Origin of the sequence: Acinetobacter tibetensis (genome assembly GCF_023824315.1) — a bacterium.
Taxonomy (GTDB): domain Bacteria; phylum Pseudomonadota; class Gammaproteobacteria; order Pseudomonadales; family Moraxellaceae; genus Acinetobacter; species Acinetobacter tibetensis.
On record NZ_CP098732.1, the window covers coordinates 776255 to 802537 of the forward strand.

22 protein-coding genes are annotated in these 26283 nt (G+C 41.6%); 17 read left to right on the forward strand and 5 right to left on the reverse strand.

Features of this window, described 5'->3' with window-relative positions; genetic code table 11:
• Positions 1–32: 32 nt before the first annotated feature.
• Positions 33–4856, forward strand: a complete 4824-nt coding sequence (locus M5E07_RS03710; protein WP_252222052.1) for an RHS repeat-associated core domain-containing protein — start codon at positions 33–35, stop codon at positions 4854–4856.
• Positions 4857–4874: 18 nt separating this feature from the next.
• Positions 4875–5126: a hypothetical protein gene (locus tag M5E07_RS03715; RefSeq protein WP_350464050.1), complete on the forward strand. Its 252-nt coding sequence runs from the start codon at positions 4875–4877 to the stop codon at positions 5124–5126.
• Positions 5127–5222: 96 nt separating this feature from the next.
• Here M5E07_RS03715 and M5E07_RS03720 read toward each other — a convergent pair whose 3' ends face one another.
• A complete protein-coding gene (locus M5E07_RS03720; RefSeq protein ID WP_252222058.1) occupies positions 5223–6155 on the reverse strand; it encodes an IS5 family transposase in 933 nt (310 codons plus the stop codon).
• A gap of 68 nt (positions 6156–6223) precedes the next feature.
• Between M5E07_RS03720 and M5E07_RS03725 the strand changes: the two genes are divergently transcribed.
• Positions 6224–6718, forward strand: a complete 495-nt coding sequence (locus M5E07_RS03725) for a hypothetical protein (protein ID WP_252222061.1) — start codon at positions 6224–6226, stop codon at positions 6716–6718.
• Positions 6719–6878: 160 nt separating this feature from the next.
• On the opposite strand, the gene M5E07_RS03730 is transcribed toward M5E07_RS03725, so the two are convergent.
• A complete protein-coding gene (locus M5E07_RS03730) occupies positions 6879–7694 on the reverse strand; it encodes an IclR family transcriptional regulator (protein ID WP_252222064.1) in 816 nt (271 codons plus the stop codon).
• Positions 7695–7835: 141 nt separating this feature from the next.
• Here M5E07_RS03730 and pobA point away from each other — a divergent pair, with 141 nt between their 5' ends.
• Positions 7836–9050 carry a 4-hydroxybenzoate 3-monooxygenase gene (pobA, locus tag M5E07_RS03735; RefSeq protein WP_252222067.1) on the forward strand — a complete coding sequence of 405 codons (1215 nt, stop codon included), beginning with the start codon at positions 7836–7838 and terminating at the stop codon, positions 9048–9050.
• A 75-nt stretch (positions 9051–9125) separates the two neighbouring features.
• Here pobA and M5E07_RS03740 read toward each other — a convergent pair whose 3' ends face one another.
• From M5E07_RS03740 to paaZ, 3 genes are all read right to left on the reverse strand, one after another.
• Positions 9126–9677 carry a GNAT family N-acetyltransferase gene (locus M5E07_RS03740; RefSeq protein WP_116760235.1) on the reverse strand — a complete coding sequence of 184 codons (552 nt, stop codon included), beginning with the start codon at positions 9675–9677 and terminating at the stop codon, positions 9126–9128.
• Between the two features lie 532 nt (positions 9678–10209).
• A complete protein-coding gene (locus M5E07_RS03745) occupies positions 10210–11655 on the reverse strand; it encodes a spinster family MFS transporter (protein WP_252222070.1) in 1446 nt (481 codons plus the stop codon).
• A gap of 191 nt (positions 11656–11846) precedes the next feature.
• Entirely contained in the window at positions 11847–13931 is a 2085-nt protein-coding gene (gene paaZ / locus M5E07_RS03750) for a phenylacetic acid degradation bifunctional protein PaaZ (protein ID WP_252223675.1), read from the reverse strand.
• Between the two features lie 285 nt (positions 13932–14216).
• On the opposite strand from paaZ, the gene paaA reads away from it, so the two are divergent.
• From paaA to M5E07_RS03815, 13 genes are all read left to right on the forward strand, one after another.
• A complete protein-coding gene (gene paaA, locus M5E07_RS03755; RefSeq protein ID WP_116760380.1) occupies positions 14217–15161 on the forward strand; it encodes a 1,2-phenylacetyl-CoA epoxidase subunit PaaA in 945 nt (314 codons plus the stop codon).
• Positions 15162–15191: 30 nt separating this feature from the next.
• On the forward strand, positions 15192–15482 hold the full coding sequence (paaB, locus tag M5E07_RS03760) for a 1,2-phenylacetyl-CoA epoxidase subunit PaaB (protein WP_116760241.1): 291 nt from the start codon (positions 15192–15194) through the stop codon (positions 15480–15482).
• Between the two features lie 17 nt (positions 15483–15499).
• Positions 15500–16255, forward strand: coding sequence for a 1,2-phenylacetyl-CoA epoxidase subunit PaaC (paaC, locus tag M5E07_RS03765; protein WP_252222073.1), 756 nt, complete (start codon positions 15500–15502; stop codon positions 16253–16255).
• A 25-nt stretch (positions 16256–16280) separates the two neighbouring features.
• On the forward strand, positions 16281–16781 hold the full coding sequence (paaD, locus tag M5E07_RS03770) for a 1,2-phenylacetyl-CoA epoxidase subunit PaaD (RefSeq protein ID WP_131262808.1): 501 nt from the start codon (positions 16281–16283) through the stop codon (positions 16779–16781).
• A 67-nt stretch (positions 16782–16848) separates the two neighbouring features.
• Positions 16849–17907: a 1,2-phenylacetyl-CoA epoxidase subunit PaaE gene (gene paaE, locus M5E07_RS03775; protein ID WP_252222076.1), complete on the forward strand. Its 1059-nt coding sequence runs from the start codon at positions 16849–16851 to the stop codon at positions 17905–17907.
• Between the two features lie 22 nt (positions 17908–17929).
• Positions 17930–18700: an enoyl-CoA hydratase-related protein gene (locus tag M5E07_RS03780; protein ID WP_252222079.1), complete on the forward strand. Its 771-nt coding sequence runs from the start codon at positions 17930–17932 to the stop codon at positions 18698–18700.
• Positions 18700–19491, forward strand: a complete 792-nt coding sequence (gene paaG, locus M5E07_RS03785; protein WP_252222082.1) for a 2-(1,2-epoxy-1,2-dihydrophenyl)acetyl-CoA isomerase PaaG — start codon at positions 18700–18702, stop codon at positions 19489–19491. The genes M5E07_RS03780 and paaG overlap by 1 nt, the downstream gene beginning before the upstream one ends.
• 3 nt (positions 19492–19494) lie before the next feature.
• On the forward strand, positions 19495–21051 hold the full coding sequence (locus M5E07_RS03790; RefSeq protein WP_252222085.1) for a 3-hydroxyacyl-CoA dehydrogenase: 1557 nt from the start codon (positions 19495–19497) through the stop codon (positions 21049–21051).
• Between the two features lie 13 nt (positions 21052–21064).
• On the forward strand, positions 21065–22276 hold the full coding sequence (pcaF, locus tag M5E07_RS03795) for a 3-oxoadipyl-CoA thiolase (RefSeq protein WP_252222088.1): 1212 nt from the start codon (positions 21065–21067) through the stop codon (positions 22274–22276).
• 60 nt (positions 22277–22336) lie between these two features.
• Positions 22337–23629 (forward strand): phenylacetate--CoA ligase PaaK, encoded by a 1293-nt coding sequence (gene paaK, locus M5E07_RS03800; protein WP_116760257.1) that lies wholly within the window; start codon positions 22337–22339, stop codon positions 23627–23629.
• A gap of 65 nt (positions 23630–23694) precedes the next feature.
• Positions 23695–24636: a phenylacetic acid degradation operon negative regulatory protein PaaX gene (gene paaX / locus M5E07_RS03805; protein WP_131322374.1), complete on the forward strand. Its 942-nt coding sequence runs from the start codon at positions 23695–23697 to the stop codon at positions 24634–24636.
• A gap of 35 nt (positions 24637–24671) precedes the next feature.
• The gene (locus M5E07_RS03810; protein ID WP_252222091.1) at positions 24672–25274 is read left to right on the forward strand and encodes a gamma carbonic anhydrase family protein; all 603 of its coding nucleotides are present in this window, start codon (positions 24672–24674) and stop codon (positions 25272–25274) included.
• Positions 25275–25587: 313 nt separating this feature from the next.
• Positions 25588–26196: a DUF805 domain-containing protein gene (locus M5E07_RS03815; RefSeq protein ID WP_252222094.1), complete on the forward strand. Its 609-nt coding sequence runs from the start codon at positions 25588–25590 to the stop codon at positions 26194–26196.
• Positions 26197–26283: the final 87 nt, after the last annotated feature.

Sequence of the window (26283 nt, forward strand, 5' to 3'; positions counted from 1 at the left end):
ATGCTTTTGCATACAGAAAAGGTTTTAGTTTTATGGCAACAAATAATATTAAGTCAACTTCAGAACAAAAAAAGCCTGCGGTTGAACTTGCTGTTTTTAATTTAGAAAGTATTACTGAAGTTACAGACTTACAATTGATCGCAAAACAAATTCAGCAATATCTATTTGTACGCGGTAAAACTAATTTAGAACAATTACAGACTCATGCTTATATACCAACTGTAGCAAATATTTTTGCATTAACGGGAAGTGTTCTAGATTTATTGCTCTATATAACTGATAAAAAGACTGGGGATGCAGGGACACAGCAAACAGCCCTATTGGGAGCAAATCTGATTGGATTATTTTTAGAGCCGAATAACCAAGCGCATGCCCGTATGGCTTTACGTCCTATGTTAGGACTCATGGCAGAGTGTTTATATCCAGAAAACGGAAAAATGAAGAGTACTGATATAAAACGCTTGGGCCTACATTTAAATGCCATGATTGCGGGAGATTTAGAAAAATTCTTACAAGAAACTCTAGCTAAACTCCCAGAACTTCTAACAAATGCCACAATCTTGGGTCTCAATATTTTGCGCAGTCTTGGTACTCCTCCTTCTGCTGATTTTCCTATTACAAGGATTGGTTCAGCAGGCGCAAGTGCGGAAAAACGTGACCCTAAATTAAAATTTACCAATTGGGCTATACCTTTAATCGATTTAGTGGCAGCACCTAGTCAATCAGATGATTCGGCAAAAATTAAGGTAGAAGCAAGTAGTGCACTTATCCAAGATGCTTTACAAGCTACGGCTACTTTAAGTTCAGCACTTCAGCAGCAAGCCAATGCTGGACAAAAATATACATTAGCTTGGCTTATACAAGAAAGTTTAAAGGCGATCCAAGAACAACAAAAAAAAGCGAATGCTAGTGTTCCTGCTAATCAAACTGGGGAGCATGAACAGCATACGAAAGGCGATATTTTGGAGTTTGTCAGTCTACAGGCGAATGCTTTAAATGCTGCACCTTGTACAGGTGTAGATTCACAATCGTCTAATAGTATTAGCTATTCAATTGGTGCTGAAAAAGTAGAACATATTGATTTTTCTCTACCTAAAATTAATTTCTCGTTCAGCCGGCATTATCACTCACAACGAGGTGAGTTTGATAACGGTATGATCGGTGCACGTTGGATGATGCCTTTTTCCAGTGTAATTAAACAAGACTCTAAAGGTTATATCTTTATTGATGCTCAGGGACGAAAACTGCAGCTTCCACCTTCAATACAATATGAATCCTATATTTCTCCTTTCGAAAATTTGACAGTTCAACCATTAGAAGATGGAGATTTAATCCTGAACTTTGGTACAGAGAGGAGTTTCCATTACCACAGCTTTAATGAGGGTAGAGACTATCAGTTAATCCAACAGCTTAATGGCAGTACCCAAGAAAAAGTAATTCTAAGTTACTTGTTAGTAGGACAGGATGCTTATTTACAGTCTGTCAGTTTTCAATTTAAAAGGGCGAAGCATACACTTAAATTTGCTTTTAATGATCAAGTGAAAATTATTGCTATCTTTGTTGATGATCAAATAGAGCCTTTAGCTAAATATGAATATGATCAATATGGTAACTTAATCAAAGCCTATGACCAAAATGGTCATGCTCGTCAATATGAATACAACCGAGCACATCAACTTACTCGTTATACAGATCGTACTGGGCGAGGGCATAACATTCGTTATGACTCCATAGCAGTTAATGCGAAAGCTATTGAGGAATGGGCCGATGATGGTAGTTTCCACACCAAACTGAAATGGCATCCTCGATTACGTCAAGTCGCTGTTTATGATGCGTATGAAACCCCAACTTACTATTACTACGATTTGCAAGGTTTCACTTATCGTATTCGTTTAGCAGATGGGCGAGAATCATGGTATTCCCGTGATAAATACAAGCGAATCACGAGACAGATTGACTTTAATGGTCAGGAAATCCAACAAGAATATAATGATAAAGGGCAATTAATTAAAATTGTACAGCCAAATGGTGGGGTGATTCGTTTTGCATATAATGAACAAGGACATTTAATTGAAGCTAAAGATCCGGAAGGAAGTATCTGGAAATGGGAATATGATACACAAGGCAATATCAGTAAAGAAATTAATCCTTTAGAGCAAATAACTCAATATAAATATAATAGTGATAATCAATTGATAGAAGAGATTAATGCTAAAGGTAACTCTAAAAAAATCCAATACAATGACCTTGGACAAATACTTTCTTATACAGACTGTTCTGGAAAAAGTAGTACATGGGAATATGATGAGGATGGAGTGCTTAAGGCCGAGCAAGCTGCTGATGAAAATGCCATTCAGTATCAATACAGTACACAAGGTAAGAATAAAGGGCAGTTACAAAGAATCATTTATGCAGATGGACTAAAAGAACATTTCGAACATGATGAAGAGGGACGCTTACTTAAGCATACAGATACCAAGGGTTTAGTTACTCAATATCAATATAACTCTGTGGGGTTGGTGGCCCAAAGAATTGATGCTAATCAATCTCAAATTAGTTATCAGTGGGATAAGCAAGGGCGTTTGAATAAGCTTATTAACCAAAATCATGCTGAGCATCAATTTGACTATAACCACTATGGGCAGTTAGTTCGCGAACAGGCATTTGACGGTGAGGAAAAATACTTTAGTTATACAGAGAATGGACAGTTGTCAGAGATTCGACAGCCGAATATCTTGAGTCGATTCAGCTATCATGATGATGGTCAAACCGCATCAATAATCTATACAAATATAGAAACAAGACAGAGTCAAAAACAAGAGCTTGAATACAATTTAAATCAACAGCTTATTAAAGCAAGCAATGAAGTAAGCCAGATTGATTTTTACCGCAATGCACTTGGACAAGTGATTCGGGAACATCAACACTATAAAGTTCCAAATTCTGTACCGCTAACAGCAGTCTTACGTTACGAGTATGATGAGCTTGGTAATTTAAGCAAAACGATTCGACCAGATGGGCAAGAGCAAAATCATTTGAGCTATGGTTCGGGACATGTTTATGGTGTTGGTTTCAATCACCAAGATATGGTGGCTTTTCATCGAGACGATTTACATCGTGAAACGACACGTATGCTAGCGAATGGGCTAATCCAAACCAAAAACTACAATACTATCGGTTTATTAAGTTCACAAATCGTACATCCTGAATCGGAAAGTCAAATACCATTACAGGTTTTGAAATATCAAACAGAGCGTCACTACGAATACGATAAAAATTATTTATTGGCTCAAATAAAAGATAGTCGTTTAGGGCAACTGAATTACCAATATGATGCAATAGGTCGATTAATTAGAAGCCAAGGACCACAGCATAATGACAGTTTTTATTTTGATCCAGCGAATAATTTAATAGATTCTAAAGGCCCTCAATCTTCTGAATTGAAAAGCAATTTAGTCACTCAATACCAAGGTAAGAATTATAAATACGATGCACAAGGTAATGTCACTGAAGTAGGTGAAACTGGAAAAACGCTCAAATTGAAATGGGATAATTTGAATAGACTCATTCGTACTGATCTTAATGGGCAGATCACTGAATATGGCTATGATGCATTTGGACGACGCCTTTACAAGAAATCATCTCATGAACTCACATTGTTTGGTTGGGACGAAGACTTAATGATTTGGGAGTCTGTGCAATATCAAGATAGTGAACGGAACTATACCAAGCACTATGTGTACGAACCGAATAGTTTTATACCGCTATTTCAAACGGGTTACAGAAGTTTTATTCAGTTAATTGAAACACCAGACTATTCTAAATTCCAAACAGAAGCTTATTCTATTTATAAAGATCCGGTTTGGCGTGATGATTCAAGACGTAATAGAGCTGAATTGGAGAGAGTCAACTTTTACCATTGTGACCAGATAGGTACACCACAAGCTTTGAGTAATGAACTAGGAGAGCCTGTTTGGGAAATTACTTTAAATACTTGGGGTAAGGCTTTCGATATAAAAACAATCAATGAAAGTAATCCATTTGAGCAAAGTAATATACGTTTCCAAGGGCAATATTACGATAAAGAGACGGGTTTACATTATAATCGTTATCGTTACTATGATCCGCATAGTTCAAGATATATGAGTAAAGATCCGATTGGATTAGAAGGTGGATTAAATACTTCGGCTTATGTAAGTAACCCAACTCAATGGGTGGACCCAATGGGGCTGCAGCCAGTAGGTGGAAAAAAATCAGGATTAGGTCTAGGTATATTATTACCTAATACAATGTCTGCTTTTGCTAAAAAGCCTGAAGATGCGAGAACTTTAAGATCAGTAGGTGCGATTAGAAATAATAACCTAAAAGCAGTGGCAGTGGCTGGTTATGGACCTTATGCTGTGGCAGGGACAGCCGCTACTGGGTCAGCTGTGGCTCCAGCAGTTGGAAGATTGGCAGCACCATATATGGGTACTGGAGCACAATTAGAAGGTGCAGGCTTAACTGCTAAAACAGTAGGTATGGCTGCTGCAAAAAGTGCTGGAGTTGGAGGAGGAATAGATGCAAGTATACAAGTATGGCATTGTAAATGCATAAAGGATATTAATTATGTTCGTGTAGGTGGAGTTGCTGTAACAAGTGCTATTGCTGGTGGTTGGGGGGCCGGAACATCATCAGCAGCAGGTTTTGGGCAAGTGGGTGGACTTAGTCTGGCTCAAAACTTACCTAAAATGGGGAAATTTGTAAAAAGTAATGCTTCTGGTCTTGTTATATTCGCAAATGAGCAAATGATTGGGCAAGCTGGTTCAAGAGCAGTTAAAGCTGCAACTGATAAAGATAAACCAGGTAAGAAATAAGGCGTAATGATGTTAACAATGTTAGTAGAAGTAATCATGAGTGTTTTTATAGCGAACTTTAAAGCATCAGAGCATCCTATTCTTAATATAGTTATTAGAGGCTTTTTAATTGCAATAGTAATATTTGTTTTGGGTATATTTTCTGATATTAAGAATAGCAAGGAAATTTTTTTTATATTTGGTTTATCTGTAAGTTTGATTGGTGGTTTTTGTATAAGTCTTTTTCTTTTTCTTATTGATAAGTTGTTTAGCTATTTTGATAAGAAATAGTAATGCTGACAATGCTAATTGAAGTGATCATGAGTGTTTTTATAGGCTTTGTTGCATAAAGCCTTTGACGGCAGAGTTTTCCTAAGTTGCTAAAATTTAGGTTACAACTTGGGTATGAGATCTGCCTAATTCTGTAAATTTATTTAATACGGCTACGCGTGCATGGATCTCATTCACTTGGCTGTCAAAATTCCTAGCACTGAGTTTATCGCCTAATAACTTGATGCAATACATCTTAGTTTCAACCAAACTTCGCCGATGATAGCCTGACCACTTTTTACATATTGTTCTGCCTAAACGTTTAACTGTTCGAAGTAATTCATTTCGCTCTAGCGAGCTGCTCTTTGTATCTTTCCATGGTTTCGCATTTTTTCTAGGTGGAATCACCGCATGCGCTTGCTGATCTGCAATGACCTGACGGCATTTCTTGGTGTCATAAGCTCCATCGGTATAAACAGAGTCAATCTGCTCATCTTGTGGAATCTGATCAAGTAAATCACCAAGTACCTGTGAATCACTGACATTATTGGTTGTGAGCTGAATAGCGCGTATTTGCAGGGTTTTAGCATCTATACCAATATGTAATTTACGCCATTGGCGACGATATTCAGGCTGATGTTTCTTACGTTTCCATTCACCTTCACCTAAAAACTTCAAGCCCGTGGAATCGACGAGTAGATGCAGTCCATTGCAACTCTTCTCATAGCTAATTTGAATATCAATATGCTTTTGTCTTCTACACAGCGTACTGTAATCTGGTGCTGCCCAATTTAATCCGCAAAGGTTAATCAGACTTTGAACAAAACCTGTGACCATGCGTAAAGAGAGTCTGAATAAAGATTTGATCATTAAACAGCATTGAATAGCGGTGTCAGAGTAAGTTTGATTTCGACCATGCTTGCCTTGTGATTGTGCATACCACTGGGTCTTTGGATCGAACCAAATGGCAATATTCCCACGATTAATGAGAGCTCGGTTATATGCGGGCCAATTGGTTGTGCGGTAGATTTTGTGTGTAGGCTTCTTCATTTGAAAATTATATTGCTGAAGAAGCCCTTAAGAACAGCTTTGTGCAACAAAGCCGTATGGACATGACAATGCATAGCTCGCATTCCGCCGATGATAAAAAAGCGATGATGAGTGCTATGAGTGCAGCACCAATGAATGTCAGTGCAGAAGCGACTATCATGGCAATGGACGCCAATGGAAAAATGCGTGTTTTGCATAAAGGAAAAAATAACTTTACCTGCATGCCTGATAACCCTGCAACACCTGGCCCAGATCCCATGTGTATGGACCCCGCTGCATTAGCATGGGCAGAAGCTTGGATTGGTCATAAAAAACCAGTAGAAGGTAAAATTGGTTTTATGTACATGCTTATGGGAGGGACTGACGCGAGCAATGTCGACCCTTATGCAACTAAACCAACCGCAAACAATCATTGGCTGCAAACAGGTCCGCATGTCATGATTGTAGGTGCATCGCAAAGTTTTTATGATATGTATCCGAAAAGCGCACAGCCTGATACCACAGTTCCTTATGTTATGTGGTCAGGAACCCCTTATCAACATCTCATGATTCCTGTGAAATAAGCGGATATAGCACTTATTTTTATCTCTTAAAATTGAAAAAGCCATGCCATTATCATGGCTTTTTCATGCTGAACACATAAGTACTATTCATTCAGTTACATTTTCTGGATTAAATGTCCAACATTTAGCTGTCTAAGTGGGGCTTAAGTCTGAGTATGACTTAAATTAAGCCGCGCAACTCATTTGCCGTATGTCTCAACAACGGTAAAACTTGCTGAATTAAATACTCTTCACTGGTACGGTTGCTTTGCGACATACAATTAATGGCAGCAATGGTCTGACCTTGTGCATTTAACACGGGCACGGCAAGCGCAATAATACCTAACTCATGTTCTTCTTTAGACAGGCAATAATCCGATAAAGCCACTTTATCGAGTTCGGCATAGAATTGATTGTTATCGGTAATGGTGAGCGGGGTTAAACGTTTAAGTCCATATTTATTTACCCAAGCGTGTTGTGCTTCTGTAGATAAAGCTGCCAATAAAACTTTACCTGTCGAAGTCGCATGTGCAGGCAGGCGATTGCCTAAATGCATACCATAAGGATTGACGCGAAACTGGTCTTGTTGTGGTAGATAGCTTCGGGCAATGGGCACCACTTCATGTTCATCTAGAACCACCATGGAAAAGGTCAAGGACGTTTGCGCGCAGAGTAAATTCAGTAAGGATTGAGCCACTTTAGGCAGATGTGCCGAGCTTAAATACGCACTGGAAAAACGTAAGACTCGTGGGGTTAACCAAAAATAATGTTCATCACTCTCTAGATAACCTAAAAATTTTAAAGTTTTTAAATGGCGTCGTGTAGCAGTCCGGCTGATGCCAGTGCGCTCAGCCACTTGGGTCACGTTCAGGCGCTGCCGATCTACCCCGAACGCTTCTAAAATATGTAAGCCTTTGGCCAATCCTGCAATGTAGTCCGCCTGCGGAATGACTTCTTGGGACAGCGGATGCAACATATGATCTTGTTCAGTTTTCATGCTGCTTTTTCCAAATATTGATATGGTTTTGTCCGATAGACGGACAACTCTAATGATATACGGTCAATTTCAATATGGCGATATAGCTCAAAAAAACATCCCAGCGTAATCTGAAACAAGGAATAAACAAGGATGAACAGCATGGAAATTGTAAAAACCAAAGTGGCAATTATTGGTTCAGGTCCCGCAGGGCTGTTACTCGGACAGTTACTTTATAAAGCAGGCATTGATCACGTGATTGTAGAGCAGCGCAGTGCAGACTATGTCTCTTCACGTATCCGCGCAGGAATTTTGGAACAAGTTTCAGTGGATTTGCTGACCGAGGCTGGTGTTGATGAAAATCTTAAAGCACACGGTTTGCCACACTCAGGTATTGAGATCCTGACCCAAGGGCAAAAGCATCGATTGGATTTAGCTGCACTGACAGGTGGTAAACAAGTGACTGTGTATGGTCAGACCGAAGTCACTAAAGATTTAATGCATGCTCGTGAGCAAGCAGGTTTGAGCTCATATTATGAAGCACACAATGTGCAGATTGATGATTTCTATACGCAGCCGAAAGTGACTTTTCAATATCAAAACCAGCCGTATCAAATTGAGTGTGATTTTATTGCAGGTTGTGATGGTTTTCATGGCGTGTGTCGTGCCAGTGTGCCTGAAGATAAGATTAAAACCTTTGAAAAAGTCTATCCTTTTGGCTGGTTAGGCGTGTTGGCGGATGTGCCACCTGTCGCAGATGAATTGATTTATGTGCAGTCAGAACGAGGCTTTGCCTTGTGCAGTATGCGTTCAGAAACCCGCAGCCGTTATTATTTACAAGTGCCATTAACCGATCATGTTGATAATTGGTCTGATGAACAGTTTTGGGATGAATTGAAAAATCGTCTAGACCCTGAAAGTCGAGAAAAATTAATCACAGGTCCATCGATTGAGAAAAGTATTGCACCATTGCGTAGCTTCGTAACTGAACCGATGCGTTTTGGCAAACTGTTTTTGGCAGGCGATGCGGCGCATATTGTCCCACCGACAGGTGCGAAAGGTTTGAATCTGGCAGCATCAGATATTGCCTATTTATCTAGTGCCTTGATTCAGTATTACTTAGATGGCTCCGAGCAGGGCATTAATGAGTATTCGGAAAAATGTTTGCAGCGGGTGTGGAAAGCAGAACGTTTTTCTTGGTGGATGACCCATTTATTGCATCGTTTTGAAACCGAAAGCGAGTTTGATCATAAGATTAAACAGGCTGAATTGAGCTATATCCTCGGTTCATTGGCTGGACAAACCACATTGGCCGAAAACTATGTCGGTTTACCCTATGAAATTAAGCATTTAAGTGAATTTCAGCAAGCTAGTTAAACCATTTTTTCTATTCTTAGATTCTAAAAAGAGAGCACAATGCTCTCTTTTTATTTTTAAACAATGGCATTGAGTTTAACCATCCTGAGGGTGTAGTGGGGTCGTAAGCGTCAGTTGGTAAAATGCGGCATCTAACCAACGTCCAAATTTAAACCCTGCCTGTTGAATCGTACCTGAATGGGTAAAACCGAGCTTTTGGTGTAATCGAATGCTGGCAGCATTCTCGGCATCGATACAGCCCACCATGACGTGCAATTGTTGCTGTTGTGCTTTTTCAATGAGTGTCTGCATCAGGATTTTACTAAGCCCACAACCACGATGCTCATGGTGAATGTACACACTGTGCTCAACCGTATATTTATAGGCAGGAAAGGCTCTAAAGCTTCCCCATGTCGCAAAGCCGAGTAATTTCCCAGTTGGGTTGATAATGCCGAATACAGGAAAATGCTGCTCTCGTTTGCTAGCAAACCAGATTTGCATACTTTGCAGTGTGCGTGGCTGATAGTCATATAGGGCAGTGGAATTTAGTATCGCCTCATTCAGAATCTCTAAAATAGCAACTGCATGCTCGGTTTCATTACATTCAATCAGTTTAAACTCGGTTAAAGAGGCTTCACTTTGTGACATCACAGGTTCCAAGCAGGTGTAAGGCGCATATTGTATGGGATTTTTCTATCTTCAATCGCTAAAACTTAACGATAAGGTTCTGCATTTAGATTGCTAAAAATAATCGGATGTTCTAAATGAATGGTAAGGTCAATCGCCCTGATTGAGTTGATCAGGTTACGCTCCCAATTGAATATCAAGTTTCCCATCAATGACTCAAATTTGTTGTTGAATGGTGACATCACGTTGAAGTAGATCATAGGTGATACGCCTCTGTGCGGGGAAAAGCACTTCGACCAGTTGTGTTGATGATATCCAACCCTGTGATGTTAAACTACTGCGAATATAAGCTGACTCTGGATCTTGCCAAACGGTTTAGTATATGAGAAGTAGTTTCATCTATTCGATTTATTGCATGCATAATGATGCCAAATAAATATTCTGCAATTCACAGCGTTAAGATCGTGAATTGATTTATATCAAGCATCTTCAGTGCAAAACATAAAAAAGCGAAAGGAGGACCTTTCGCTGAAGTGGGTTGAACAACATTGATTTATTGTGCGTGTTCAGCCTCTTTTTCCACTTGAATACTGTCACGGTAATATTGGCAGCCCTTATACAGTAAGAACGTACCAAGTACGCCCGCTACAGCATTCACAATCGAAATTGAATTACCCACCATCACAGTATTTTGGAAATATTTATCAGTAATTAAGGCAACTGCCGTGGTGCCAATGCCTAAAGCAATCAAGTTTGACACCAAAAGGAACTTGGCTGAGACTTGGGCACGTAACTGGTTTGGCGTGAGCATTTGGGTGGCTGCTGCTGACGCTGGAATTGGAAAAGTCGAGAAGAACATAGCCACAAAAATTAGCGCAAACGAAAGGTACATATTATCCACTTGGGTGAATAAAACACTGGGAATAATCAGGGCTGCACAGCCGATCATACCGCTACGAATCGCTGCATCGCTATAACCTCGTTTAGAGAAAAAGTCGATGAGCCATCCGCAGAATAATGCGCCTGATGTATTGGCAATCAAAATAATCGTGCCAAGGATGTAACCAGTTTGGCTGGCATCTAAACCATGATTACGCATATAGAAAGCAGGTGCCCAACCAAGTAATGCGTACAGCATCATGGTGTAAAAAGAGAAGCCGATAAAATGACAGAAGAAAGTCTTTTTATGGGTTTTAATAAAGGCAATCGAATTTTTGAAAGAAGCTTTTAGCACTTGACCATCTTGACCAATTTTCAAACCCTTACGCTCAGGCTCACGTACCGTCAAAATCATCAATAAAGCCAATAACACCCCTGGCAAACCCACAATCATAAAGGTCAGTTGCCAAGTTTTAATTTCACCAATCAAGGGTAGTGTCACCAAGTTTACATTTTTGAGTAAACCAATCACATAACCCCCGATCAGGAAGGCAAGCCCCGAACCGATGAATGCACCAATTGCATAAAGACCTAAGGCACGCCCCAGTTTTTCCTTTGGAAATAAGTCGGCAACAATGGAATAGAAGGCAGGAGAAAGTGCTGCTTCACCCGCACCCACACCAAGGCGTGACAAGAACATTTGCAGAAAATTCTTGCTTAAGCCGCAAGCCGCCGTAGCAAAACTCCAAAAGGCAATCCCAATCGCAATAATTTTAATCCGTGATTTTTTGTCGGCAAGTGCTGCAATCGGCACCCCCATAACCGCATAGAACAATGAAAATGCTAAACCTTGCAACAAGCTGAATTGGGTGTCACTCAGCATCAGGTCATGCTTAATCGGTTCAATCATCAAGGATAAAATTTGACGATCTACAAAAGAAAGAATGTAGGCCACCATACAAATGACCACCACATACCAATGGTAGGCGCTACTAGGAGTTTGCACCGTTTCATCATGCGTAGGTGAATGTTCTGGAACTGGATTGTGTTCAAAATTTTGTGCTTCTGGTTGAATCGTCCTTTCAACCAGTTCTATATCGATGGATTTATCGTTCATCATGCAACTTCCTGTGCTGACTGTTTGAGGTTATTTGATACTTCTATATTTATTTTGTTTTTATTGTGTATCGTCTTATTTTTAATCTACGGCTTAAATCAGGTGGGGTCAATCACTTTGTGATAAAAAGATACATTTATTTTTTATTATAAAAAAAAGAGAATCATATGATTCTCTTTTGTTATACGTCAGACTTAGGCCGCCCGTTCAACCAAGGTCAAAATGTCATAGGTTGCCACCAATTCATTACGTTGGTTTTTGACTTTAATGTCCCAAACCACCACACCATGCGGTTTTTGCTCTGGATCGCGTAGTGGTTTTGGGGTTTTTTGCTTACAGGTCAATTCGACTTGAATGGTATCTCCAATTTTCACGGGTTCGACAAAGCGTAGGTTATCCATACCATAATTGGCAATGACTGGACCTGCTGCTGCATCTACAAACAGACCTGCTGCTGCGGACACAATGAAGTAGCCATGTGCCACGCGATCACCAAACAAGGAGTCCGCAGCAGCAATTTTATCCATGTGTGCATAGAAGTGGTCGCCACTTAGGCAGGCAAAATTCACAATGTCTGCTTCGGTCACGGTACGACGTGCCGTGAGTAAACGTTCACCCACGCGGAGTTCATCAAAGTCTTTTTTGAACGGATGTACGCGGTCTTCAAACACTTGTGCACCTGCTGTCCAGCTATGACCGACTTGAGTCATGGCATTTGGTGAACCTTGCAAAGCGGTACGTTGCATATAATGTTTTACGGCACGTAAACCACCGAGTTCTTCACCGCCACCTGCACGACCTGGACCGCCATGCACCAAGTATGGAAGTGGCGAACCATGTCCTGTACTTTCTTTCGCGCTTTCCGCATCCAGAATGTGTACACGACCATGCCATGGAGCAATTTTGGTAATCAATGCTTCAATATTTTCATCGACATTACGCACCACGGAAGCCACCAAGCTGCCTTCACCACGCGCCACCAAATCTGCCAATTCGGCTAGATTTTGGTAGGGCATGAGGGTTGAAACTGGACCAAATGCTTCTACTTCGTGAATATATTGGGCTTGAGTCGGTTGTTCACACAGCAATAAAGTTGGTGGATAAAAAGCACCTTTTTCAGGATTTTTAGCTTGAATCTCGAAGTCTTGGCGTAAGTGGCTACCCAAGACCACTTTGGCATCTTGGCTCAGTTGTTCCACTTTTTCAGCGACACTGAACTTTTGTTTCACACTTGCCAAAGCACCCATGGTCACGCCCTCAATTTCAGGGTCGCCCACCACGACTTTTTGTAGCTTAGCCACTAAACGCGTTTGTACAGTTTCGAGTAAAGCTGCAGGAACAAAGGCTCGACGGATCGCCGTACATTTTTGTCCTGCTTTGGTGGTCATTTCACGGAACACTTCACGCACAAATAAATCAAGGGTTTCATCGTTGGCTTGTTCTGTCAAAATCGCACTGTTGACAGAATCGGCCTCCATACAAAATGGAATTGAGTATTGGTTTAGGTGTGGATTCGCGCGTAGGCTTTGCCCTGTGGCTGCTGACCCTGTAAATGTAACGGTATCTTGCGGATTTAACAGTTCAATTAAATCATAAATTTGACCACAGATGAGTTGCAGTGAACCTGCGGGTAGGAAGCCACTTGCCAAGATGTCTTTCACCACCGCATGGGTAAGTTCAGCACCTTCGGTTGCAGGTTTCACAATACATGGCACACCCGCTAAAAGCGTTGGTGCAATTTTTTCTAACATACCCCAGATTGGAAAGTTGAAGGCATCAATATGTAATGCCACACCCGCTTTAGAGGTCAGAATATGTTTGGCACCGAAATTACCGTGTTTAGACAATGGAATCCATGCATCTTCTACTAACGCAGTTTCATCACTCAGTTCACGACGTACAAGGCTAGAGTAGGCAAATAAAGTTCCAATGCCGCCTTCGACATCAATCCATGCATCTTTACGGGTACAACCTGTTGCCTTAGCCAGTTCGTAATAGTGTTCTTTACGCTCTAATAAATATTGAGCGACTTGTTTTAAGGCATTGGCACGTTGATGGAACGTCCATGTGGCAATTTCTGCCCCTTGCTTTTTTGCATAATCCACAATGGCTTTGGTGTTAATGCCATGGCTACTCACTTGATAAATCGCTTCGCCTGTAATGGCATGATAAACCGTACGTAATTCCGCCTGAGAAGAATATTCCTGTCCATATACCAAAGAACTTAAGGTTTTAAGGGGCTGGGCATGGTGCGCTTCAGTTGTATCGTGTTGCTCCATTGAGTTGTTGTCTAACTCTAGCATGGTAAAACTCCTTTTATGATACGTTTAAATCTATTTTTTAGTTTTGATGTTTCATAATTTGGTATTAAAACGTCTGAAAGTCAATCGTAATTCGTATGTAAAAAAATCAAACTAAAATTTAATTTCAACTAAATTTATTAAAAACAACACCTTACTTGAAAGTGTAGAATTTAATTAAATGATACCTTAAAATTAATATTGATTTTATTTATGTATCGTTTTAATTTAACTGTAACGACACTTGGGATAAGTGAGGGAAAAATGAATAACCAACAACAAGCTTTTGATCAGCGTATTGAAAAGGACATTTCAATTGAGCCAAAGGATTGGATGCCAGATGCTTACCGTAAAACTTTAATTCGCCAAATTGGTCAGCACGGACACTCTGAAGTTGTGGGGATGTTGCCAGAAGGTAATTGGATTACGCGTGCGCCAACCTTAAAACGCAAAGCCGTATTGCTGGCAAAAGTCCAAGATGAAGCAGGACATGCGTTATACCTCTATAGTGCCGCCGAAACTTTAGGTGCAGACCGCGATGACATGATGGATAAGCTCATTGCAGGGCGTATGAAATATTCATCGATTTTTAACTATCCAACACTCACTTGGGCCGATGTAGCTGCGATTGGCTGGTTGGTGGATGGCGCTGCCATTGTGAATCAGGTTGCGCTATGCCGTACTTCATATGGTCCTTATGCGCGTGCCATGGTGCGTATTTGTAAAGAAGAAAGTTTCCATCAACGTCAAGGCTTTGAAGCCATGATGCAGTTGGCAAACGGCACTGAAGAACAGAAGCAAATGGCACAAGATGCCGTGAACCGTTTCTGGTGGCCAGCGCTCATGATGTTCGGTCCAAGTGATGATAATTCTCCAAACAGTGCGCAAAGCATGCAGTGGAAAATCAAACTCTTTAGTAACGATGCTTTACGTCAAAAATTTGTCGATAACACTGTGCCTCAAGTCTTGCAACTAGGCCTAACTGTTCCAGATCCAGACTTAAAATTCAATGAAGACACAGGTCATTACGAATTTGGCGAAGTGAATTGGAATGAATTTTTTGACGTGATTGCGGGCAAAGGTCCATGTAACCACGAACGTATTGAAGCGCGTCGTAAAGCATGGGAAGGCGGTGCATGGGTACGTGAATCTGCCGCAGTGTATGCCAAGAAACAGCAAGAACAGCAGCAAGCACAGAAAGTTGCTTAAAACAGATCAGAGATGAAGGGAAATAAGGTCATGGATAACAAAAATAACTGGTCACTTTACGAAGTGTTTATCCGTAGTAAACAAGGTTTAAGTCATCGTCATGTTGGCAGTATTCGTGCATCAGATGATGAAGTGGCTCTGCAAAATGCACGTGATGTGTATACACGTCGCAATGAAGGCATCAGTATTTGGGTGATTAAATCTGAACTGATTAGATCTTCTCAACCTGATGAAAAACCAGAATTTTTCGATCCTTCTTTAGACAAGGTTTATCGCCATCCTACGTTTTACAACATTCCAGATGGCATTGAGCACATGTAAGGGAAGGGAGAAAAACCATGAGTAAGCAAGTTTTAGCAGAATTTCTGTTACATGTGGGCGATAGCCAGTTGATCCTGTCACACCGTTTGGCTGAATGGTGTGGACATGCACCAGAGTTAGAACTCGATATTGCTTTGGCCAATATTGGTCTGGATTTGTTAGGTCAGGCACGCACAGCCTTAAGCCTTGCAGGTCAGATTGAAGGTTTAGGTCGTGATGAAGACCAACTGGCGTATTTCAGAACAGAACGTGAATACCGTAATTTATTGTTGGCTGAACAGCCGAATGGTGATTTTGCACAAACCATGGTGCGTCAATGGTTGATGGATCATTACCACGCATTGTTGTTGGCAGCATTAACCAACAGCAGCCATGCCGATGTTTCTGCGTTTGCACTCAAATCTTTAAAAGAAGTGAAATATCACTTACGTTTCTCGACCACATGGATGGAGCGTTTGAGTTTGGGCACTGCCGAAGCGCATGAAAAAACTCAAAATGGGTTAAACCAGTTATGGCGTTTTACTCAAGAACTGTTCCAGCTTAGCGCTGATGAAATACAGTTGGTGGATGCAGGTTTAATTCCAAATCTTGAAATTTTAAAAGATCAATGGTTGGAGACTGTGCAATCAGAACTTGCCCGTATGCAACTCAGTCTTCCAGAAACAGGTGCCTACCGCAGTGGTGCAAAACAAGGACTGCACACGGAACACTTAGGTTACATTCTGGCAGAAATGCAATATCTGCAACGTTCATATCCAAATATGGCTTGGTAACACGAAATCACAGGGAGTGAGTCGTATGAATTTAATTCGACATGTCGCAGATGAATGCTGGAGTGTGTTAGCGCAGGTGTCTGATCCTGAAATTCCAGTCTTGTCGGTACTCGACTTAGGCATGATTCGTGGCGTTGAACTCAACGCGCAGAATGAAATTGTCGTGCGACTCACGCCCACCTATAGCGGCTGCCCCGCGACGGATGTGCTCACGGCAGATATTACCCAAGCCTTTGCAGCCAAAGGTTTGACCCCAGTAAAAGTGGTGGTGGATCTTTCCGAAGTGTGGACCACAGATTGGATGAGCGAAGCGGGCAAAGAAAAATTGCAGCAATATGGAATTGCACCGCCGCAGGGGAATGCTCACAGTTGTGGTACGCATGTCGCTTTGACCGATGGCATTCAGTGTCCGCGTTGCCACAGTCAGCACACCAAATTATTAAGTGAATTTAGTTCGACAGCATGTAAAGCCTTATATCGTTGCCAAGACTGCTTAGAACCTTTCGATTATTTCAAGTGCATTTAATTCAAGACATTTGCAAAGAACCCATGTCTCACACATTGAAAAATCGAAAAGAAAGAGGGAATTTTAGATGAGCCAATTTGTACCATTAACGATTAAATCCATTCAGCCACAAACTGAACAGGCAATTTGCATTGCATTTGATTTGGCACCTGAGCAGTTTGCTGCATTTGAATATCAACCAGGACAACACTTAACCATTCGTCATATGACGGATGAAGGCGAATTACGTCGTTGCTACTCAATTTGTAGTGATGTTGCTGAAGACATGAGTATTGCGATCAAGAAAATTGATCAAGGGCAATTTTCAACGTGGGCCAATGATCACTTAAAAGCAGGCGATGTACTTGAAGTGATGCCACCGCAAGGCGTGTTCTTCCAAAAAGCCGCCAAAGCGGGCGGTCAAAATTACCTTGGTTTTGCTGCGGGCAGCGGCATTACCCCAATCTTGTCGATTGTGAAATCGGTCTTAAACCGCCAAGCCGATGCACAGTTTACTTTGGTTTATGGCAACCGTTCTTGGAAACAAACCATGTTTGCAGAACAAATCATGGATTTGAAAGATCGTTTTAAAGAGCGTTTGCAACTGATCAATATCTTTTCTCGCGAAATGAATGATAGTGAAATTTTTAATGGTCGTATCGATGCAGAAAAATTACAACAACTGTTCAAGGCTGAATTGATTCAGGCAGACACAGATCATTGCTTTGCCTGCGGTCCAGAAGAAATGATGACAGCGGTGGAAACAGTACTGCCAGAATTCGGTATTGAGCGTAGCAAAATTCACACTGAACGCTTTAATACAGGTACAGCACCACGCGCGACAGCACAGCAAATCGAAAGCCGCAATGAAGAAAAGGTCAACATTATTCTGGATGGTCGTGAACTGATCATTGAAGTGTCTAAACAAGATGACAGCATTTTAGATGCAGCACTTCGTGCAGGTGCAGACTTACCGTATGCTTGTAAAGGTGGTGTCTGTGCAACCTGTAAATGTAAGGTACTCGAAGGTCAGGTCGAAATGGCGATTAACTATAGCCTTGAACAAGATGAAGTTGAGAAAGGTTATGTGTTGAGCTGTCAGGCATTGCCAACGTCAGCCAATGTTCGTTTGAGCTTTGACGAATAAGCCTGAATCTAGGAGCGGTAAGATGGAATACATTAAAACCAGTTCTCCAAAATCAGGCGTAATCCTGATTGAACTGAACCGACCTGAAAAACGTAATGCCTTAAACAATGCCACCTTGCAAGAAATTGCCGACTGCCTGCAACAGCTTGAAGCGGATAGTGCGGTGAAAACGGTGGTGATTACAGGTAATTCACAATGTTTTGCCGCAGGTGCAGACCTGAATGAATTGTCTAAGCTAGATGTGGTCAGTATTCAGCAAGACCTGCGTCCACAGTTGTGGAAGCGTATTGATGAGTTTTCTAAACCCCTGATTATGGCGATCAATGGCTATGCCTTTGGTGCAGGTTTTGAATTGGCACTGCATGGTGACATCGTGCTTGCAGGTGAAAATGCACAGTTTGCTTTGCCAGAAATTGGACTTGGTATGTTGCCAGGCGCAGGCGGTACGCAGCGTTTAGCCCGTTTGGTCGGGCAGCAACTCACCATGCGTTGGGCGATGACAGGTGAAATGATTTCTGCGCAAACCGCATTGCAACATGGTATTACCAGCCAAGTGTGTCCAGTCGGTTTAACCGTGCAATATGCCGTGGAATTGGCGGAAAAAATTGCCAAACAGGCACCATTGGCGATTCGCGTGATTAAGCAATCTTTGAAATCGATTCATGAAGTGACCTTAAGCCAAGGCTTAAAGCTAGAACGTCAGCATTTTGTTTGGTTGGCAGCAACGCAAGATCGTCAAGAAGGCATCAATGCATTTTTAGAGAAAAGAAAACCAGAATTTAGAGGTGTGTAATGGAATACCAAACCGTAATTGTTGAAGAAAAAAATGCAGTGGGCTATCTCACGTTTAACCGTCCACAACAACTTAACAGCTTTAATGAAACCATGCACAAAGAAGTCTCGAGCGTACTCAAAGCATGGTCTAAAGACAGCAATATTCGTGCAGTGGTAATTTCGGCGGAAGGTCGTGGTTTCTGCGCAGGTCAGGACTTAAACGACCGTGTGGTTGACCCAAATGCAGACGCACCCGATCTAGGGTTATCAATTGAAAAATATTACAACCCGTTGATCAAACTGATTACTGAAATGCCTAAACCTGTGATCTGTGCCGTGAATGGCGTTGCAGCAGGCGCGGGTGCCAACATTGCTTTGGCTTGTGACTTGGTGATTGCTGCAAAATCAGCATCATTTATCCAAGCTTTCTGCCGCTTAGGTTTGGTGCCAGATTCTGGTGGGACATGGTTCCTGCCACGTTTGGTGGGTCGTGCACAGGCAATGGGCTTAGCCATGTTGGGCGATAAAATTCCAGCAGAGCAAGCGGTGCAATTGGGCATGATTTGGCAAGTGGTTGAAGATGATGCCTTGAAAGCAGAATCACAAAAAATGGCTGAACATTTAGCGAAACAACCGACCTATGGTTTATCCCTGATTAAGAAAGCCATTCATGCGGCTGCACACAATAATTTAGATGATCAGTTGATTCTAGAACGTGATTTACAGCGTTTGGCTGGTCGTTCAAGTGATTACCGTGAAGGCGTACAAGCCTTTATGCAAAAGCGTACTCCAGAATATAAAGGTTGCTAAAACATGGATAAGATCAATTTACAGCAAGCGCCTGTCGCTGTAATTGGTGCGGGTACCATGGGAATGGGTATCGCCCAATTGGCTGCGATGTATGGACATCCAACCTTTGTGTATGACGTAGACGTGACAAAGACTGAAGCTGCGTTACAGCAACTTGCTGCGCAACTCACGAAACGTGTGCAAGCAGGAAAAATGACGCAGGAGCTGTATGACAGTACCTTTGCCAATTTAAGCATTGCACAGGAATTGTCACAGTTAGCATCCGCACAACTGATTATTGAAGCGATTGTGGAAAAGAAAGAAGTAAAGCAAAACTTATTTCAACAGTTGGCCGAAGTGTGCGCTAAAGAGACAATTTTTGCATCGAATACCTCTTCAATCTCAATTACTGCGATTGCGGCGGCAATTCCACATCCAGAGCGCGTTGTGGGTTTACATTTCTTCAACCCTGCACCTGTGATGAAACTGGTGGAAATTATCCTTGGTTTAAAAAGTTCAGCAGCAATTGCAGATGCTCTGTTGGAATTGATGAAGTCATGGAAAAAAGTGCCAGTCTTGGCAAAATCAACCCCAGGTTTTATTGTGAATCGTGTGGCGCGGCCATATTATGCGGAAGCCTTCCGTGCGTTACAGGAAAATGTTATACGCCCTGAGCAATTAGATTTTATTCTGCGTGAATGTGGTCGCTTTGCCATGGGTCCTTGTGAATTGACTGATTTAATTGGTCAGGATGTCAATTTTTCGGTCACACAAAGTGTCTATCAAGAATTCTTTTATGAGCCGCGTTATCGTCCATCGCTCATTCAAAAAGAATTGGTCGATGCAGGTTGTTTGGGTCGTAAAACCCAACAAGGTTTTTACGATTATACGCAAGCAACGCCAAGCCCACAGTTTGAATTGCCTGTACGTTATGCCAAATCGGTTGAGAAATTGGCGGTCACGGTCAAAGGTGATTGGAAGCATTCTTCTGGCTTGATTCAGCGTTTGGCACATGCTTCACACCTTGAGGTGAAGTTTCAAGAAGGCATGCAGGATGAAATCTTAGTTGGTGAAGTTTCAATTCGTCTTTCATTGGGCGAGTCGGTCGATCTGGATTATGCAGATCAGAAAGTTGTGTTGATGGATTGGCATGCAGATTGGGCGCAAGCCAAAGCGATTCCTGTTGTGGCTTCAGTGGCATGTTCGGAAGTTGATCAGTCTATTGTAGATATTTTGTTCATTGGTATGAATGTGATACCACTTTGGACACAGGATCATGCAGGACTTTATGTGTTACGAACTATTTCAATGTTGGTGAATGAAGCCTGTGAAGCAGTATTACATGGTATTGCATCTGAGCAAGATATTGATTCTGCAATGAAATATGGTGTGAACTATCCGCAAGGTCCATTCCAGTGGGTGGAAAAAATAGGATACAACACTATTTTAAAAATTCTTAAAAATCTGTATCGTGTTTATGGTGAAGAACGCTACAGACCAAGTATATATTTAGCGAAGAAAACTGCACGAGGACAGGTGCAAAATAGCCCGCAATCACAACAATTTCTTATTGCAGGCTAAAGGAAGAAGACAAATGGAACAAGTTTATATTTTAGATGGTATTCGTACACCGATTGGTCGCTATGCGGGTGGTTTAAGCGGTATTCGTGCCGATGATTTGGCCGCATTACCGATTCAGTATTTGAAAAATCAACATCCACATTTGCCTTGGAATGAATTGGATGAGGTGATTTTAGGTTGTGCCAACCAAGCTGGTGAAGACAACCGTAATGTCGCACGTATGGCATCCTTATTGGCGGGTTTACCCGATTCAGTTCCTGCCATTACCGTAAACCGTTTATGCGCCTCTGGTTTAGATGCAGTAGGACTGGCGGCACGTGCCATTAAATCAGGAGAAGTGCAGTTTGTATTGGCAGGCGGCGTGGAGTCGATGAGCCGCGCACCATTTGTACAATCTAAAGCGACGACGGCATTTAGCCGTACCCCTGAAATCTTCGATACCACCATTGGCTGGCGTTTTGTCAATCCAAAATTCAAAGCGAACTTTGGTGTCGATAGCATGCCTGAAACGGCTGAACACGTGGCTGAAAAGTATCAAATTAGTCGTGACGACCAAGACCTATTTGCCTACCGCAGTCAGCAAAAAACCGCAGTGGCGCAGCAAAATGGTATTTTGGCAGAAGAAATCTTGCCAGTGACCATTCAAGACCGTAAGAAAAACAGCATCACCATTGATACCGATGAGCATCCACGTGCGGAGACCACAGTTGAGACCTTGGCAGCTTTAAAAGCCCCTTTCCGTAAAGAAGGTGGTTCGGTGACTGCGGGCAATGCTTCAGGTGTCAATGATGGTGCTGCATGTATATTGCTGGGCAGCCCAGAGTTTGCAAGCAAGTATGGTTTAAAGCCATTGGCGAAAGTGATGGCAATTGCGCAAGCTGGCGTTGAAGCCAAATATATGGGGATTGGTCCTGTGCCTGCGGTACAAAAAGTGTTGAAACAAACAGGTTTAACCCTCGATCAAATGGATGTGATTGAACTGAATGAAGCCTTTGCAGCGCAGTCGCTTGCCGTGATGCGTGAACTGGGGTTGCAAGATGATGATCAGCGTGTCAACCCAAATGGCGGTGCCATTGCACTGGGTCATCCATTGGGGATGAGCGGAACACGTTTGGTAATTACTGCGATGAAAGAACTCAAGCGCCGTAATGGAAAATATGCGCTGTGTACGATGTGTGTAGGCGTAGGACAGGGTGTCGCACTGATTATAGAAAATGTGGATTAAGGACATTATCCCAAAATGAATTAACCCGCAGTCAGGAAGATTGCTTAAGGAATTAAAAATATGAATAACAATGCAATGGAAAAAATCGAAACGGTATCAGTGGATGAATTACGTAGTGTGCAATTGGAGCGCATGAAAAAGACACTGCAACACGCCTATCAAAATAGCCCAGTCTATAAAAAGAAATTTGATGAAGCAGGGGTACATCCTGATGATTTCAAATCTTTAGAAGACTTAGCAAAATTTCCATTTACCACCAAAAAAGATTTACGTGATAACTATCCATTTGGCATGTTTGCTGTGCCACAAGAACAGATTATCCGTATTCATGCCTCATCGGGTACCACAGGTCAGCCGACTGTGGTGGGTTATACCCAAAATGATATTAATGTTTGGTCAGATGTCGTTGCACGTTCATTACGTGCGGCGGGATTGTCAAATAAAGATATTATTCAAGTGTCTTATGGCTACGGTCTGTTTACAGGCGGTCTGGGTGCGCATTATGGCGTGGAACGTTTGGGCGCAACCGTGATTCCTATGTCTGGTGGTCAAACAGAGCGCCAAGCCCAGCTCATTCAGGATTTTAAACCGACGGCATTGATGGTGACACCATCTTATTGCTTAAACATTATTGAAGCGCTAGAAAAGAAATTTGGTAGCGCAAAAGACTGTTCAATCAAAACGGGAATTTTTGGTGCTGAGCCATGGACCAATGAAATGCGTCGTGAGATTGAAGATCGTCTCGGTATTGATGCTTTGGACATTTATGGCTTATCGGAGGTGATGGGTCCCGGTGTCGCAATGGAATGTCTAGAAAGCAAAGATGGTCCAACCATTTGGGAAGATCATTTCTATCCAGAAATCATTCACCCTGAAACAGGCGAAGTATTGCCAGATGGTGAATTGGGCGAGTTAGTGTTCACGACCATTACCAAAGAAGGGATGCCCGTGATTCGTTACCGTACCCGTGACTTGACCCGTTTATTGCCGGGTACGGCACGCACCATGCGCCGTATGGATAAAATTGTGGGTCGTAGCGATGACATGATGATTATTCGTGGGGTAAATGTGTTCCCATCGCAAATTGAAGAGCAGATTTTACATATTCCACAATTGGTGCCGAACTACCAAATTCAAATTTGCAAAAAAGGACACTTGGATACTTTGCATATTCGTGCTGAAATGCGTAGAGATGTGAGTGAAACATTGACGCCGCAAATAGCTGCTTTATTGAAAGCCCAAATTAAAACCATGGTCGGTATTTCAGTCATGGTTGAAATTTTACCGGAAGGCAGCCTGCCACGTTCTGAGGGGAAAGCGCAACGCGTCTTTGATATTCGAAAATCGGCATAAGTTTTAGTTGAATGATAGATCACATGATTTATCATTTTGGTCTGACAAGGTAATAGTTGAACGAAATGAATCTAAAATTAAAACAAGTTATTGATGATTTCATTAGCAACGAAGCACTGAGCGGTACCTCGCTAATTATGACCATCTTTGGTGACTGTATTTTTCACCGTGGTGGCATTATTAGTCTGGCCAGCTTAATTCAGTTAATGGATGTGTTTGGTTTTAACGAGCGTTCAGTTCGTACAGCCGTATTTCGCCTTGTCCAAAATGGTTGGCTGATTTCCGAGAAAATAGGACGTACCAGTTACTACCGTGTCACGGAAAGCAGTCGCCAACGCTTTATTATGGCAGACCAGAAAATTTATAGTTTCACCCAACAAGAGTGGGACCAAAAATGGGATCTGGTCTTACTCAGTTCTGTTGAGCTGGAAAATAAAGTCACTTTGAAAAAAGAGTTGGAATGGCTCGGTTTTGCCAATATCGCCACCAATGTTATGGCGTATCCGGGTTGTGATCATCTGAAATTACAAAATTTGTTGCTTAGTTTAAAGATGACCGACCAAGTGGTGATCTTTAAAGCTGAAGCTTTACAGTTATGGCAAGAGTCTTATCCAACTGTGAAGCGCATGGTCGAAATCAATTGGCCTGTACAAGAGCTACATCAGCGTTATGAAAAGTTCATCAGTGATTTCAGAGAATTCTTTAATTTGGTCGAAAGCGAAGAAGAACTGAATCCGATGCAAGCGTTTCAGATTCGAATTTTATTGATTCATCAATATCGTCGAATTTTATTGAAAGATCCAAATTTACCCTTTGAATTATTGCCATCGAACTGGTTGTCGCTGAATTCACGTAATTTAAGCAGTAATCTCTATCAAACCGTGGTGCTGGCAGGGGATGAATTCTTCCTTGACATCGCACGGACGTCAGAAGGTTCAATGCCACCTGCACATCCACAATTCTATAAGCGTTTTGGTGGCTTAAAGCAGGAAGAGCCGAGTTACTAAGCTCAAATATAGCCCTACAGTTTAAGGAAGAAACTATGCCGTGTTATGCCATCGATGGTGTCATTCCCGTGGTTAGCCCAAAAGCTTATGTGCATCCCACAGCAGTTTTAATTGGGGATGTAATTGTTGAAGAAGGGGCTTATATTGGTCCTTTTGCTGCATTGCGCGCAGACTTTGGCGGCATTCATATTCATAAAAATGCCAATGTACAGGATTCCTGCATTATTCATGGTTTTCCGAACAATGTCACCGTGGTCGAAGAGTTTGGTCATATTGGACATGGTGCAATTTTGCATGGTTGCCGTATTGCTAAAAATGTCTTAATTGGCATGAACAGCGTAATTTTGGATGAAGCTATTATTGGTGAAAATACCATTGTCGGTGCCAATAGTACGGTGAAAGCCAAAGCTGAAATTCCAGCAAATTCCTTGGTGGTCGGTAGTCCTGCACGTGTGATTCGTAGTTTGGATGAAAAAGAAATTGCGTGGAAATTTAAGGGTACTCAGCAATATATGGATTTAACCCTACGCTGTTTAAACAGTCTACAAGAGGTTGAACCCTTAACGGAAAACTCAGCAACGCGTTTAACGCATACACATTTTAATACTGACCATGTAATTAAGAGTAAAGCGGGTTAAAAAGAAGAGATTCGAATATATGGCTTCATATGGAGCCATAAAGTTGTTTAATTATCTATTTTTCCAAATTGTTATATTCAATATTCTTCAACACTTTAAATTTTAGATCGCGAAAATCGTCCTGTTCTGTGTTTGGGGTAAGACAACTTTTCGCATCAATTTTATGTGTAAAAAAGTTGAATGGATACAGCCTTTAAACATTGTCAGTAAGACATTTTAGAGCTGGTTACAGGAATTTGTTTTATAAAATAAAATGTTCCAGTATGATGAATCTTCCAACAATAAAATATTGAATATCAATTGGAACTTTATAATGAAAGGTACATTAGTAGATTTTAATTTCCAGATTAATGAAGGCGTGATTCAAGGGGACGATGGAAAGCGCTACAGCTTTTTTGGTTCGGAATGGAAAGACCAGACTTCACCTGCACGTGGTCAAAATGTCGATTTTGCTGTGAATGATTTAAATCAGGCTATTAATATTTATGTGTTGGCCGCACGCCAACCCGTGTTCGCAAAAACAAATAATCAGCATACAGAACAATTGCAAGCCGAAGAGAATTTTGGTTTATTCGATTGGACCATGAAATGTTTAAAGAATTATGCCAATTTCTCAGGGCGCGCACGTCGTAAAGAATATTGGTACTTTTATCTTTTCCAAATTTTAATTGGACTGCTGATTGGTTTGAGTCTGGGGATTATGGGCATGAGTGACAATGGAATAGATGCTATCTCAGGCTTACTTTCACTGTTTTTTTTATTACCAACACTTGCAGTCGGAGTACGTCGCTTACATGATGTAAACCGTTCGGGGTGGTGGATGCTTTTGATGTTTACGATTATTGGTCTTATTCCATTGTTGATTTGGGCTGTTTCTGAAACTAAGCCTGAATCGAACCAGTGGGGAGAGCCAGCGAAGTAAATATATGCATTAAGACTTGATCTGACAGTGACATTTTTCTAGTGTTGCTGTTAGGTGGGTTTGAGTTAGATCAAACAGAAGTAAGTA